A 14,055-nucleotide genomic window follows, 5' to 3' on the forward strand; every position below is an offset into this window, starting at 1 on the left:
CCAATTCCCTTGCCGGACCGAGTTGTTTCGTCCGCCGCCCCGTGCCCGGCGGACGCCGATCGCGAAGGGTGATCCTACTGACAACCACTGGCCCCGGCGGGCGGTAGGGTGCCCGTGAGGTGCGTGAGCAGTTGCGAATCATTCCGGGAAAACCGGGTAATCCGCAACGCTTTGAACCAAGCACCGCCCCGCAGTTCCCGGGGGTGACGGTATCGTCGCCCGGCTGCGTGGGCGGCGCGGCGCAACCTACACGGCATCTTTACGGGCGGACGAGTGCGCGGCGGCACGCGGAGACTGCCCCACCACCGAACGAGGGGGAGCAGCAGGTGAGCATGACGGCCTCCGCGCCGGTCGGCGCGACCGGCGGACCGGGTATCGGAGCCCCTTCCGGGGCAGGCATGGGATTCGGTTTCTGCCGGGTCACCATCGTGGCGCCCGACAGTCGCATCGATGTGGCGCTGCCCGACGACGTACCGGTCGTCGACCTGTACCCGGAGATCCTGAGGCTTTCCCAGCAGAGCCCCGACGCGGGTGCTCCCGTCGGCTACCACCTCGTACGCCGTGACGGCACCGTCCTCGACGGCGCGCGGTCGTTCGCGGCGCAGCGCATCCTCGACGGAGAGTTGCTCACTCTGCGCCCGTTCGCCGAGTCGCTGCCGCCGGCTGTCCTCGACGACGTCTCCGAGGCGGTGGCCGCTGCCGTCACCCGTGATCGCACCCTGTGGAACGGTGAGCTCACGCGGGTTGCCGGCCTCGTCGCGGGCGGCCTCCTGCCGGCGCTGCTGGCGTTCGTCGCCTGGAGTTCCGAGATCCGTCACGACATGAACAGCCTGCAGGGCATCATCGCCGGCGTTTTCGGGCTCCTGCTGGTCACGATCGCCTGCGTTCGCGCACGCGTGTACGAGGATCGCGGCTCCGCGATCGCCCTCGGCCTGGGCGCTTTGCCGAACGTCGCCGTGGCCGGTTCCGGACTGCTGCCTCTTTCCGAGGGGCAGGGCATCGGTCGGTTGCAGTTCCTGCTCGCCTGCACGGCGGTTCTGGTCGCCGCCGTGGTGCTCACCCTGGTGTCGCCAGGCGGCGACAGCCCCTTCGTCGCCTTCGTCTTCGCCTCCACGATCGGTTTGATCACCACATTCATCGCCATCCTCACCAACCTGCGGCCCGTCGAGACGGCCGCCGTCTGCGCCCCGCTCTCCGTTGTCGCGCTTGCCTTCCTGCCAGGCCTGTCCATGCGCTTCGCACGGTTGCCGATCGGCTTCGAACCGCCCAATCAGTCCCGCGGCGGCTACGACACGGACGCGCCCGGCCCGCAGGGGCCCATCGACGCGGAGCGCGTCGCGGCCCAGGCCCGCCGCGGCCACGAGCTCCTCGTCGGCCTCGTCGGCGGCTGCGCGCTGGTCTCCGTGGGCGCGTCGATCGTCCTGGGCTTCTCCAGCAACGTGTGGGCAGAACTTCTGGCCCTCTCGACAGGCGTGGCGATGTTGATGCGCGCCCACCTCTTCCGCTACACCGCGCAGGTGGGCGCCACCCTGGCCGCCGGCCTCGCGGCCCTGGTCTTCCTCGGACTCGGGCTCGCGATGAACCCGCCGCGGGACTACGTGCGCGACGCCTTCCTCGGCGACACCACCGCCCTCGACATCCGCAGCGTCTGGCTCGCCGCAGCCATTGCCGCGGCTGCCGTCCTGGTCACCGCGATCGGCCTCATCGCCCCGGAGCGTGGTGTGACCCCGTTCTGGGGACGCTTCCTGGAGATCGCCGAGAGCTTCGTCCTGCTCACCCTGATTCCACTGGCTCTGGCCGTCTTCGACGTGTACGCACGGGCACGGGCAATGACCAGCTAGCGGCATGGCCCGGCCCCGGACACGGACCGGGGGAAGCGGGCCGTGCTCCTTCGCCGGGTCCGGCACGGGCCGTCGCCGAACCGGGTTCTCGGCCGTTGGGCGGAGCCGTCGCGCCACTTCCGCTGACCAGGGTCGGGCACTCGCTGCCGTCCGATAACCAGGGAGGGTGGACAGGCGGCCGTAGACGACTTCCGGCCGCGAACAACATCATGGCCTTTGGCCTGGTGAGCGACGAGGCTGCGGTCAAGTTCAACGCCCACACCGGTGGCGAAATGTACCCGCTGCAGATACGCGGAGGCGCTTTTTGGCTCGTACCCCGTTTTGGCCCGTATCCCGCCAGGAGCCGGATTCTCGCCCGGCGCGATACCGCAGGCGCCGTGTCGCACAAGCCAATGGGGCAGGGAACCGATCGCTGGTTCCCTGCCCCATTTGTCACTGCCCGGCCCTACGCGTCCAGTCCCCCATTGTGCGGAGCCGGCTCCAGATCGAACTCCCCGTCCCGCGCCCCCAGCACGAACGCCTGCCACTCGGCCTCCGTGTACCGCAGCACGGTGTCGGGGTCGAGCGACGACCGCATGGCGACGGCGCCCTCCGGGAGGTAGGCGATCTCGACCCGCTCCTCGTGCTCCTCGGTCCCCGGCGCGCTGTGCCACTCGACGCCGGAGATGTCGAGGGCGTACAGCTCGTCCTTCTCCCGCTCCTTGCGTGCCTTGAGTTCCTTGTCCTCGGCCTCGGCCATCGCGGCGCGATCCCTTCTTCTGTGTCGACGAGCTCTGTGCCAACGAGCTGTGCGGCCACCCTACTTGCCCCTGTTCCTCCTGGTCAGGGGTTCGCCGATGTGCGCAACACCGCACCGGCGGCCATCGCGTCGCCCGGCCCGGCCGGCCCCCCGTCCATCCCTTCGGCAGAAAGGTTTCGGATTCGCGCCCGGCGGCGCGGTCGCCCTGAAGCCGGCCCGCTCGGATCGTGCCCCCCAGTCGGAGGCATCCTCACAGGCTGGTATTCTGCGCTGTGGCCGTTTGTGTACGCGCCTCAGGGCTCAGGCCTTTGAGGCCGCGCAGCGGATCTTCGCCTCCCGAGTAACGGAAGCTCCCCCGAGATGTGGACCGGGGGCACTCGGTGGCCTTACAGACTACGAGGAGTATCGCGTGTCGCTCGACGCCGCTACGAAGAAGCAGATCATCAGCGAGTTCGGTACCAAGGAGGGCGACACCGGCTCCCCCGAGGTGCAGGTCGCGATGCTCTCCCGCCGTATCTCCGACCTGACGGAGCACCTGAAGACCCACAAGCACGACCACCACTCCCGCCGTGGTCTGCTGATCCTGGTCGGTCAGCGTCGCCGTCTGCTGCAGTACCTCGCCAAGAAGGACATCCAGCGCTTCCGTGCGCTGGTCGACCGCCTCGGCATCCGCCGCGGTGCGGCGGGCGCCAAGTAAGACGTCGCGAAGGGGAGCGGTTCCCGGGAGAATGGGGACCGCTCCTTTTGCTGTACGCATGCCATACGCATGCCGTACGCACCACCGCCGCCCCCTGAGAGGGGGGCGCGCGGCCCCGCCGCACGCGGGATGTACGTGCGGAAACGTGCGGAGTGTCACCACCCCTTTGTAGTGTGGTAGCACGACGCAATACGAGGAGAAGCGCACCTCGCCGCCGCCGGTCCTCGGTAGTGGCCCCCGGGAGAAGGTGAACCCCGAGGGCTTCGATCGAAGACCGGCCCGCACCAGACGGCGCGCTTCTCCGCCACAGTCCCCCTGCCACACGGGCGGGTCCAGGGACGAAAGACGATACGTAATGGAGAAAACGCTAGTGGAGAACGAGACCCACTACGCCGAGGCCGTCATCGACAACGGTTCCTTCGGCACCCGCACCATCCGCTTCGAGACGGGCCGCCTGGCCCGCCAGGCCGCCGGCTCCGCCGTGGCCTACCTGGACGACGACACCATGGTGCTGTCGGCCACCACCGCTTCCAAGAACCCCAAGGACCAGCTCGACTTCTTCCCCCTCACGGTGGACGTCGAGGAGCGGATGTACGCCGCCGGCAAGATCCCCGGCAGCTTCTTCCGCCGTGAGGGCCGGCCCTCCGAGGACGCGATCCTCACCTGCCGCCTCATCGACCGCCCGCTGCGCCCGTCCTTCAAGAAGGGCCTGCGCAACGAGATCCAGGTCGTCGCCACGATCATGGCGCTCAACCCCGACCACCTGTACGACGTCGTGGCGATCAACGCCGCGTCCGCGTCCACGCAGCTGGCCGGTCTGCCCTTCTCCGGCCCGATCGGCGGCGTCCGCGTCGCGCTGATCAACGGCCACTGGGTGGCCTTCCCGACGCACACCGAGCTCGAGGACGCCGTCTTCGACATGGTCGTCGCCGGTCGTGTCCTGGAGGACGGCGACGTCGCGATCATGATGGTCGAGGCCGAGGCCACCGAGAAGACGATCCAGCTGGTCGCGGGCGGTGCCGAGGCGCCGACCGAGGAGGTCGTCGCCGCCGGTCTGGACGCCGCGAAGCCCTTCATCAAGGTCCTGTGCAAGGCCCAGGCCGACCTCGCCTCGAAGGCCGCCAAGCCGACCGGCGAGTTCCCGGTCTTCCTCGACTACCAGGACGACGTCCTGGAGGCCCTCACGGCCGCGGTCAAGGACGAGCTGTCCCAGGCCCTCACCATCGCGGGCAAGCAGGACCGCGAGGCGGAGCTGGACCGCGTCAAGGGCCTGGCCGCCGAGAAGCTGCTCCCGCAGTTCGAGGGCCGCGAGAAGGAGATCTCCGCCGCGTACCGCTCGCTGACCAAGTCCCTGGTCCGTGAGCGCGTCATCAAGGACAAGGTCCGCATCGACGGCCGCGGCGTCACGGACATCCGTACGCTCGCCGCCGAGGTCGAGGCCATCCCGCGCGTCCACGGTTCGGCGCTGTTCGAGCGTGGCGAGACCCAGATCCTGGGTGTCACCACCCTGAACATGCTCCGCATGGAGCAGCAGCTGGACACGCTGTCGCCGGTGACGCGCAAGCGCTACATGCACAACTACAACTTCCCGCCGTACTCCGTCGGTGAGACCGGCCGCGTCGGCTCCCCGAAGCGCCGCGAGATCGGCCACGGCGCGCTCGCCGAGCGCGCGATCGTGCCGGTCCTGCCGACGCGCGAGGAGTTCCCCTACGCGATCCGTCAGGTGTCCGAGGCCCTCGGCTCCAACGGCTCGACGTCCATGGGCTCGGTCTGCGCCTCCACCATGTCGCTGCTGAACGCCGGTGTGCCGCTCAAGGCCCCCGTCGCCGGTATCGCCATGGGCCTGATCTCCCAGGAGATCAAGGGCGAGACGCACTACGTCGCCCTCACCGACATCCTCGGTGCGGAGGACGCCTTCGGCGACATGGACTTCAAGGTCGCCGGCACCAAGGAGTTCGTGACCGCTCTCCAGCTCGACACCAAGCTGGACGGCATCCCGGCCTCCGTCCTGGCCGCCGCTCTCAAGCAGGCCCGTGACGCCCGCCTCCACATCCTCGACGTGATGATGGAAGCGATCGACACGCCGGACGAGATGTCCCCCAACGCCCCGCGGATCATTACCGTCAAGATCCCCGTGGACAAGATCGGCGAGGTCATCGGCCCCAAGGGCAAGATGATCAACCAGATCCAGGAGGACACCGGCGCCGAGATCACGATCGAGGACGACGGCACCATCTACATCGGTGCCCAGGTCGGCTCGCAGGCCGAGGCCGCCCGCGCCACGATCAACTCGATCGCGAACCCGACCATGCCGGAGGTCGGCGAGCGCTACCTGGGCACCGTCGTGAAGACGACGACCTTCGGTGCGTTCGTGTCGCTGCTCCCGGGCAAGGACGGTCTGCTGCACATCTCGCAGATCCGCAAGCTCGCCGGCGGCAAGCGCGTGGAGAACGTCGAGGACGTGCTCGGTGTGGGCGCCAAGGTCCAGGTCGAGATCGCCGAGATCGACTCCCGCGGCAAGCTCTCCCTCATCCCCGTGGTCGAGGGCGAGACTGACGACGAGAAGAAGGACGACGCCGACAAGTGACGTCGCGTAGCTCCAAGGCAACGGCCCGCACCTCTTCGGAGGCGCGGGCCGTCGCCCGTACCCGAACCCTGATCAAGGGCATGAACGGCATCGGCACGGTCAGTAAAACCACCCTCCCGGGTGGACTGCGCATCGTCACCGAGACCCTGCCGTCCGTGCGCTCCGCCACCTTCGGCATCTGGGCGCACGTCGGCTCCCGCGACGAGACGCCCGCGCTGAACGGCGCCACGCACTACCTGGAGCACCTCCTCTTCAAGGGCACCGAACGCCGCAGCGCGCTCGACATCTCCTCCGCCATCGACGCGGTCGGCGGCGAGATGAACGCGTTCACGGCGAAGGAGTACACGTGCTACTACGCACGCGTGCTCGACACCGACCTGCCGCTGGCCATCGACACGGTCTGCGACATGCTCACCGGTTCGCTCATCCGCGAGGAGGACGTCGACGTCGAACGCGGCGCCATCCTCGAAGAGATCGCGATGACCGAGGACGACCCGGGCGACTGTGTGCACGATCTGTTCGCGCACACGATGTTCGGTGACACCCCCCTCGGCCGCCCGGTCCTCGGCACGGTCGACACGGTCAACGCCCTCACCGCCGACCGCATCCGCCGCTTCTACAAGAAGCACTACGACCCCACCCACCTCGTGGTCGCCGCCGCGGGCAACATCGACCACAACAAGGTCGTACGACTGGTCCGCGCGGCCTTCGAGAAGGCGGGCGCCCTCACCCGCGCCGACGCCACCCCGATCGCCCCGCGCGAGGGCCGCCGAGCCGTCCGTACGGCCGGCCGTGTCGACCTGATCGGCCGCAAGACCGAGCAGGCGCACGTCGTCCTCGGCATGCCCGGTCTCGCCCGCACCGACGAGCGCCGCTGGGCCCTCGGCGTGCTCAACACCGCGCTCGGCGGCGGCATGTCCTCCCGCCTCTTCCAGGAGGTCCGGGAGAAGCGCGGCCTGGCGTACAGCGTGTACTCGTACACGTCCGGCTTCGCCGACTGCGGCCTCTTCGGCGTCTACGCCGGCTGCCGTCCGTCCCAGGTGCACGACGTGCTGAAGATCTGCCGCGACGAGCTGGACCAGGTCGCCGAGCACGGGCTGCCCGACGACGAGATCGAGCGCGCCATCGGCCAGCTCCGGGGCTCCACGGTCCTGGGCCTGGAGGACACCGGCGCGCTCATGAACCGCATCGGCAAGAGTGAGCTGTGCTGGGGCGAGCAGATGTCCGTCGACGAGATGCTGACCCGGATAGCCATGGTGACCCCGGACGAGATCCGTGCCGTGGCCCGCGAGATCCTGGGACAGCGCCCCTCCCTGTCGGTGATCGGCCCGCTCAAGGACAAACAGGCGTCCCGTCTCCACGAAGCCGTCGCCTGACCCCTCCTACAAGGCCCAGAAGGAAGCAAGACAGATGAGCAAGCTGCGCGTGGCGGTCCTCGGTGCCCAGGGCCGTATCGGATCCGAGGCGGTGCGGGCCGTCGAGGCCGCCGCGGACATGGAACTGGTGGCCGCCCTCGGCCGCGGCGACAAACTGGAGACGCTGGCGGAGACCGGCGCCCAGGTCGCCGTCGAACTGACCACCCCGGCCTCGGTCATGGGCAACCTCGACTTCTGCCTGCGCCACGGCATCCACGCGGTCGTCGGGACCACGGGCTGGACCGACGAGCGCCTCGCGCAGCTGAACGGCTGGCTGGAGAGGTCCCCGGAGACCGGCGTGCTCATCGCGCCCAACTTCTCCATCGGGGCCGTCCTGACCATGAAGTTCGCCCAGATCGCGGCGCCCTACTTCGAGTCCGTCGAGGTCGTCGAGCTGCACCACCCCAACAAGGTCGACGCCCCCTCCGGCACCGCCACCCGCACCGCCCAGCTCATCGCCGAGGCCCGCCGCGCGGCGGGTACGGCCCCCGCGCCGGACGCCACGGTCACCGCCCTGGACGGCGCGCGGGGCGCCGACGTCGACGGCATCCCGGTCCACGCCGTACGCCTGCGGGGCCTGCTCGCCCACCAGGAGGTCCTCCTCGGCGGCGAGGGCGAGACCCTGACGGTCCGCCACGACTCCCTGCATCACAGCAGCTTCATGCCGGGCATCCTGCTCGGCGCCCGCCGCGTGGTGACCACCCCGGGTCTCACCTTCGGCCTCGAACACTTCCTCGACCTGAGCTGATCGGGCCGGGGAGACGTCATGCGCGCGAAGCTCACCTACGCCATCACGGCAGCCGTCCTGGTCGTCTACTTCGTCCTGGTCGGCAGCCGTGGGGTCCTGCTCATAGAGACCGGTACGCCGGTCACGATCGCCTTCGGCGTCGCCGTGCTGGTCCTCCCGGGGATCGGCCTCTGGTTCCTGTGGAAGAACACCCAGTTCGTCCAGAAGGCCAACCGGCTCGCCGCCGAGCTCGACGCCGAGGGCGGCCTTCCCGTCGACGAGCTGAAGCGCACCCCGGGCGGCCGTATCGACCGCGACTCGGCCGACGAGGTCTTCGCGCGGCGCAAGGCGGAGACCGAGGACGCCCCCGACGACTGGCGTACCTGGTTCCGCCTCGCCGTCGCCTATCACGACGCCCGCGACACCCCCCGGGCCCGCAAGGCCATGCAGCGAGCGATCGCCCTGCACGACGGCAAGCCCGTAGCGTATGAGTGAGGGGTTGAACCGCATTCGGTTCAACCCCTCACCCATACGTTCGACAGCTCAGCTCTGTCCGTACTCCGCCGCCCACGCCTCGATCGTGTCGGCCGCCCGGTCGAAGGCTTCCGGACGCGCCAGGAAGTCGGCGTTGTACGTGGTCATCAGTGGCGTCACGTATTCCTGCACACGGTCCGTGCGGACGAGGAGCAGCGCCTGTCCCTGCACGGTCCGCGGCAGCCCGAGCCACCGCACCGGCTGCTGCACGGTACGCATCGAGACGGTCGGCCCCCAGGACGCCGTACGGGTGCGGAAGAAGCCCACCTGACGCACCCCCCGGGCGCTCACCCAGACGCCGACCCGCAGCAGCCGAAGGGCGCAGACGATGACGAACAGCGCCGCCGCGAAGCAGATCGCGCCCGCTCGCAGGGTCTCGGCCACCGTGATGACGACCGCCGCGACCAGCACGTACGAGGCGAGCAGAAGAAGAAGCGCGGCCGCGCCGACCCGCCACGGACCGGGCCGGTAGGGGCGCCGCCAGCGGTCACGGTCGTCGAACGGCAGCGGTTCGTCCACTGCCTGGTCGAAGGCGTGATCGGCGGTCAGGAAGGGCAGGGGCACGGCTGATCCTCACTCAATACACGCACAGGTTTCGCCGGGTGAGGCTACCTAGCCGGATGCCCGCTCACCACTTTCGGGGGCCCAACGGGTCCAAGGGGAGGCGCAAGAGGGTGCAAATCCGGCTATCCGGACCCCCTGTCGGTGCCGGGCCGTAGAGTGGGCGCCGCCCCAGAGCAGCAATGGAAGGACCCTCCGAGCCGTGACCGACACCCCCGCCGACGACCTCAAGCCCAGCTTCCGCAGCGATGTCACCGTCGAGTTGGTGAAGCACAGCGCGGCCGACTCGGACGTGCTGTGGGCCGCCCGCGTCTCCACCGCCGGCGAGCAGTCCCTGGAGGAGCTGACGAAGGACCCCGAGCGCTCGAAGGGCCTGATCAACTACCTGATGCGGGACCGGCACGGCAGCCCCTTCGAGCACAACTCGATGACCTTCTTCATCAGCGCTCCGATCTTCGTCTTCCGCGAGTTCATGCGCCACCGCGTGGGCTGGTGCGTCGCCGGCGACACGGAAATCACCTTGGTGAGCGACGCGGGCACGCTCCGGCGCCGCCCGATCGACGAGCTGTACAAGCTCTGGCACCTCGACGTCGAGGACCGGCTGCCGCATTCGGCGGGCGGTGTCACCTGGCACGCCGACGCGGCGAAGTGGACGGCGCGGGTCCGGCACGGAGACACGGACCACTACCTGGGCCTGTACGACAACCGTGAAGCGGCCGACTCCGCCGTCGCGGAATTCCGGGAGCGGCACCCGTCCACCCGGCTGCGCAAGCTCGAACCGGTCCGGCGCAACCACGTCCGCTGCTACGACGAGGAGACACTGACCGCTCAGCAGGGCCAGATCCTCGACGTCATCCAGTCGGGCGTGAAGCCGCTGATCAGAATCACCACGGCCGGCGGCAAGGTCCTGCGCTCCACCGTCGACCACGCGGTGCTCACCCCGGACGGCTGGCGCAAGGCCGGTGAACTTACGGTGGGGGACGCGGTGATGGCTGCCGGGACGCCCCCCCTCCCCGCGGAGGAGCAGGTCCCGCCCGGTCTCGGCCGCGGTTTGGGCGTCTGGACCTCGATGCGGCGTGACCGCCTGATCGGGGAGAAGGACACCTGCCACCTCTGCGGCGGTTCCTTCCGCCGTGACGAACTCGCGCTCGACCATGTCGTCCCCGTGGCGGAGGACATCACCCGCGCACTCGACGAGCGGAACCTGGCGCCTGCCTGCGAGCCCTGCCAGACGGCCAGGAGCGCCGCGGAGCAGGAGCGCGCCCGCAGCGGAGGCCGGCTCGACATGGCCGTTCCCGACCCGGTCGTCTCCATCGAGGACGACGGCGAGGACATGACGTACGACCTCAGCGTGGAAGGCCCCTGGCACAACTTCCTGGCCAACGGGATCGTCGTCCACAACTCCTACAACGAGGAATCCGGCCGGTACCGCGAGCTCGAGCCCGTCTTCTACGTCCCCGGCGAGGACCGCAAGCTCGTGCAGCAGGGACGCCCGGGCAAGTACGAGTTCGTCCCGGGCACCGATACGCAGCAGGCGATCGTGGAGCGCTCGATGCACGAGTCGTACATCCAGGCGTACGAGCACTACCAGGAGATGCTCGCCGCCGGAGTCGCCCGCGAGGTCGCCCGGGCCGTTCTCCCGGTCGGACTCTTCTCCTCGATGTACGCCACCTGCAACGCTCGCTCGCTGATGCACTTCCTCGGGCTGCGCACCCAGCACGAGCTCGCCAAGGTCCCGTCCTTCCCGCAGCGGGAGATCGAGATGGTCGGCGAGAAGATGGAAGCGGAGTGGGCGAAGCTCATGCCGCTCACCCACGCGGCGTTCAACACGAACGGCCGGGTCGCCCCGTAGCGGACCGCTGACTCCGGGCCAGGCACTGATGTACGGGCCAGCCGGGCGAAGTGTCCGTATTGCGGCATTTCGTGAAGTTCATCTAGCCTGATCAAACGGACCCGGCACTGCTTGAACCCCCGAGCAGGCAGTGCCGGGCTCCGCATTTGTCCTGACTTTTCCAGCCCCCCGAGGGCAGACCATGCCCTGAGCAGCGAGTAGCGTGTTACCCATGGCTCCGACCTCGACTCCGCAGACCCCCTTCGGGCGGGTCCTCACCGCCATGGTCACGCCCTTCACGGCGGACGGCGCACTCGACCTCGACGGCGCGCAGCGGCTCGCCACCCATCTGGTGGACGCAGGCAACGACGGCCTGGTGATCAATGGCACCACCGGCGAGTCCCCCACCACCGGTGACGTGGAGAAATCGGACCTGGTACGAGCCGTCCTCGAAGCCGTAGGCGACCGCGCCCACGTCATCGCCGGCGTCGGCACGAACGACACCCACCACAGCATGGAGCTGGCCCGCGCCGCCGAGAAGGTCGGCGCCCACGGCCTCCTCGTGGTCACGCCGTACTACAACAAGCCGCCGCAGGAGGGCCTGTACCGTCACTTCAAGGCCGTCGCCGATGCCGCCGACCTGCCGGTGATGCTCTACGACATCCCCGGCCGCAGCGGCGTCCCGATCGACACCGAGACGATCGTCCGGCTCGCCGAGCACCCACGCATCGTCGCCAACAAGGACGCCAAGGGCGACCTCGGCCGCGCCAGCTGGGCCATCGCCCGCTCCGGCCTCGCCTGGTACTCCGGCGACGACATGCTCAACCTGCCGCTCCTCTCCGTGGGCGCGGTCGGCTTCGTCTCGGTCGTCGGCCACGTCGTCACCCCCGAGCTGCGCGCCCTCGTCGAGGCGTACGGCTCCGGTGACGTCCAGAAGGCGACCGAGATCCACCAGAAGCTCCTCCCGGTCTTCACCGGCATGTTCCGGACCCAGGGCGTGATGACCACCAAGGCGGCGCTCGCCCTCCAGGGGCTGCCCGCCGGACCTCTGCGCGCCCCCATGGTGGAGCTTTCGCCCGAGGAGACCGCCCAGCTCAAGATCGATCTTGCCGCCGGCGGGGTACAGCTCTGACAACGGACTTCGCACGGCGCCGCAACCAGACTTCACAACTGAATAAGCAGGATGAACTTGCCTGCGTCCACATCCACAACTGCTTTTGCACGAACGTCACGCGCGCCACGTGCCACAGGTACGTGGCGCGCGTGGTGAGGAGAGTCTTTTGAGTCATCCGCATCCTGAACTCGGCCCGCCGCCGCCCCTTCCCGAGGGCGGCCTGCGGGTCACCCCGCTCGGCGGTCTCGGCGAAATCGGCCGGAACATGACCGTCTTCGAGTACGGGGGCCGTCTGCTGATCGTCGACTGCGGCGTGCTCTTCCCCGAGGAGGAGCAACCCGGAATCGACCTGATCCTGCCGGACTTCACATCCGTCAGGGACCGCCTCGACGACATTGAGGGCATCGTCCTCACCCATGGCCACGAGGACCACATCGGCGCCGTCCCGTATCTCCTCCGCGAGAAGCCGGACATCCCGCTGATCGGCTCCAAGCTGACCCTCGCCTTCATCGAGGCCAAGCTCCAGGAGCACCGCATCCGCCCGTACACCCTTGAGGTGAGGGAGGGGAACCGCGAGCGCATCGGCCCCTTCGACTGCGAGTTCGTCGCGGTCAACCACTCCATCCCGGACGCCCTCGCCGTGGCCATCCGCACCCCCGCGGGCATGGTGGTCCACACGGGTGACTTCAAGATGGACCAGCTCCCGCTGGACAACCGGCTGACGGATCTGCACGCGTTCGCACGGCTGAGCGAGGAAGGGATCGACCTCCTCCTCTCCGACTCCACGAACGCCGAGGTCCCGGGGTTCGTGGCGCCCGAGCGGGACATCTCCAACGTCCTGCGCCAGGTCTTCGGGAGCGCCCGCAAGCGGATCATCGTGGCCAGCTTCGCCAGCCACATCCACCGGATCCAGCAGATCCTCGACGCCGCCCACGAGTACGGCCGCCGGGTCGCCTTCGTCGGCCGCTCGATGGTCCGGAACATGGGCATCGCCCGCGACCTCGGCTATCTGAAGGTCCCGCCGGGCCTGGTGGTCGACGTCAAGACGCTCGACGACCTGCCGGACCACGAGATCGTCCTCGTGTGCACCGGATCGCAGGGCGAACCGATGGCGGCCCTGTCCCGTATGGCCAACCGGGACCACCAGATCCGCATCGTCCAGGGCGACACGGTGATCCTGGCCTCGTCCCTGATCCCCGGCAACGAGAACGCCGTCTACCGCGTCATCAACGGCCTGACCCGCTGGGGCGCCAACGTCGTCCACAAGGGCAACGCCAAGGTGCACGTCTCCGGACACGCCTCGGCCGGCGAACTGCTGTACTTCTACAACATCTGCAGGCCGAAGAACCTGATGCCGGTGCACGGTGAATGGCGCCACCTGCGCGCCAACGCCGAGCTGGGCGCACTGACTGGCGTACCGCACGATCGCATCGTCATCGCCGAGGACGGCGTGGTCGTCGACCTCGTCGAGGGCAAGGCCAAGATCTCCGGCAAGGTCCAGGCCGGCTATGTGTACGTCGACGGCCTCTCGGTCGGCGATGTTGGTGAGCCGGCCCTGAAGGACCGGAAGATCCTGGGCGACGAGGGCATCATCTCGGTCTTCGTGGTCGTGGACTCCACGACCGGCAAGATCAACGCCGGGCCGCACATCCAGGCCCGTGGCTCCGGCATCGAGGACTCCGCCTTCAGCGCGGTCGTCCCGCGGATCAGCGAAGTGCTGGAGCGTTCGGCCCAGGACGGCGTGGTCGAGCCGCACCAGCTGCAGCAACTCATCCGCCGCACCCTGGGCAAGTGGGTCTCGGACACCTACCGGCGCAGGCCGATGATCCTGCCTGTGGTGGTTGAGGTCTGACCCTCCGTCAGCGCCTGCCTGGAGCGGGGCTCCTCGATTTGCATCGGGGCGCCCCGCTCCAGTACGTTTACGGCTCCGCCCAAGGGGGAACCCGGCACCATCGTGTGCCAGGAGCCACCCGAGGAAGGTGGAAATTCCGACTCAGAACTTCTGATAA

The 14,055-nt window shown here is 68.9% G+C and carries 10 protein-coding genes and 3 pseudogenes; 11 read left to right on the top strand and 2 right to left on the bottom strand.

The genetic code is table 11. The features are described from left to right. The first annotated feature begins 332 nt into the window (after positions 1-332). Positions 333-1,841, top strand: a complete 1,509-nt coding sequence (eccD, locus tag I8N67_RS29615; protein WP_200307306.1) for a type VII secretion integral membrane protein EccD — start codon at positions 333-335, stop codon at positions 1,839-1,841. A 445-nt stretch (positions 1,842-2,286) separates the two neighbouring features. Here the strand turns inward: eccD and I8N67_RS29620 are convergent, their stop codons facing one another. Further along, positions 2,287-2,580 carry a DUF397 domain-containing protein gene (locus tag I8N67_RS29620; RefSeq protein ID WP_200307295.1) on the bottom strand — a complete coding sequence of 98 codons (294 nt, stop codon included), beginning with the start codon at positions 2,578-2,580 and terminating at the stop codon, positions 2,287-2,289. 409 nt (positions 2,581-2,989) lie between these two features. On the opposite strand from I8N67_RS29620, the gene rpsO reads away from it, so the two are divergent. The 5 genes from rpsO (at position 2,990) to I8N67_RS29645 (ending at position 8,501) form a co-directional block, all read left to right on the top strand. Further along, entirely contained in the window at positions 2,990-3,277 is a 288-nt protein-coding gene (gene rpsO / locus I8N67_RS29625) for a 30S ribosomal protein S15 (RefSeq protein WP_030041128.1), read from the top strand. A gap of 370 nt (positions 3,278-3,647) precedes the next feature. Beyond that, positions 3,648-5,864: a polyribonucleotide nucleotidyltransferase gene (locus tag I8N67_RS29630; RefSeq protein WP_200307296.1), complete on the top strand. Its 2,217-nt coding sequence runs from the start codon at positions 3,648-3,650 to the stop codon at positions 5,862-5,864. After that, positions 5,861-7,240 carry a M16 family metallopeptidase gene (locus tag I8N67_RS29635; protein WP_200307297.1) on the top strand — a complete coding sequence of 460 codons (1,380 nt, stop codon included), beginning with the start codon at positions 5,861-5,863 and terminating at the stop codon, positions 7,238-7,240. Before I8N67_RS29630 ends, I8N67_RS29635 begins: the two co-directional genes overlap by 4 nt. Positions 7,241-7,274: 34 nt before the next feature. Further along, positions 7,275-8,027 (top strand): 4-hydroxy-tetrahydrodipicolinate reductase, encoded by a 753-nt coding sequence (gene dapB, locus I8N67_RS29640; RefSeq protein WP_200307298.1) that lies wholly within the window; start codon positions 7,275-7,277, stop codon positions 8,025-8,027. 18 nt (positions 8,028-8,045) lie between these two features. Beyond that, a complete protein-coding gene (locus I8N67_RS29645) occupies positions 8,046-8,501 on the top strand; it encodes a tetratricopeptide repeat protein (protein ID WP_200307299.1) in 456 nt (151 codons plus the stop codon). A gap of 48 nt (positions 8,502-8,549) precedes the next feature. Here the strand turns inward: I8N67_RS29645 and I8N67_RS29650 are convergent, their stop codons facing one another. Further along, positions 8,550-9,104 carry an SCO5741 family PH domain-containing membrane protein gene (locus tag I8N67_RS29650; protein WP_200307300.1) on the bottom strand — a complete coding sequence of 185 codons (555 nt, stop codon included), beginning with the start codon at positions 9,102-9,104 and terminating at the stop codon, positions 8,550-8,552. A 199-nt stretch (positions 9,105-9,303) separates the two neighbouring features. Here I8N67_RS29650 and I8N67_RS43090 point away from each other — a divergent pair. The 5 genes and pseudogenes from I8N67_RS43090 to I8N67_RS29665 form a co-directional block, all read left to right on the top strand. After that, positions 9,304-9,594 (top strand): annotated as a pseudogene (locus tag I8N67_RS43090) (FAD-dependent thymidylate synthase); the annotation flags it as partial. Next, a pseudogene (locus I8N67_RS43095) lies at positions 9,574-10,500 on the top strand (HNH endonuclease); the annotation flags it as partial. The pseudogenes I8N67_RS43090 and I8N67_RS43095, both read left to right, overlap by 21 nt. 3 nt (positions 10,501-10,503) lie before the next feature. Continuing rightward, a pseudogene (gene thyX / locus I8N67_RS43100) lies at positions 10,504-10,953 on the top strand (FAD-dependent thymidylate synthase); the annotation flags it as partial. Between the two features lie 211 nt (positions 10,954-11,164). Next, on the top strand, positions 11,165-12,064 hold the full coding sequence (dapA, locus tag I8N67_RS29660; protein ID WP_200307302.1) for a 4-hydroxy-tetrahydrodipicolinate synthase: 900 nt from the start codon (positions 11,165-11,167) through the stop codon (positions 12,062-12,064). A gap of 148 nt (positions 12,065-12,212) precedes the next feature. Continuing rightward, positions 12,213-13,898, top strand: coding sequence for a ribonuclease J (locus tag I8N67_RS29665; RefSeq protein ID WP_200307303.1), 1,686 nt, complete (start codon positions 12,213-12,215; stop codon positions 13,896-13,898). Positions 13,899-14,055: the final 157 nt, after the last annotated feature.

The organism is Streptomyces adelaidensis, from assembly GCF_016598475.1.
In the GTDB taxonomy this organism is placed as follows: domain Bacteria; phylum Actinomycetota; class Actinomycetes; order Streptomycetales; family Streptomycetaceae; genus Streptomyces; species Streptomyces adelaidensis.

Excerpts from the sequence above, each read along its gene's own strand:
- eccD (WP_200307306.1), top strand. The coding sequence starts at position 333 with ATGACGGCCTCCGCGCCGGTCGGCGCGACCGGCGGACCGGGTATCGGA.
- I8N67_RS29620 (WP_200307295.1), bottom strand. The coding sequence starts at position 2,580 with ATGGCCGAGGCCGAGGACAAGGAACTCAAGGCACGCAAGGAGCGGGAG.
- dapB (WP_200307298.1), top strand. The coding sequence starts at position 7,275 with ATGAGCAAGCTGCGCGTGGCGGTCCTCGGTGCCCAGGGCCGTATCGGA.
- I8N67_RS29645 (WP_200307299.1), top strand. The coding sequence starts at position 8,046 with ATGCGCGCGAAGCTCACCTACGCCATCACGGCAGCCGTCCTGGTCGTC.
- dapA (WP_200307302.1), top strand. The coding sequence starts at position 11,165 with ATGGCTCCGACCTCGACTCCGCAGACCCCCTTCGGGCGGGTCCTCACC.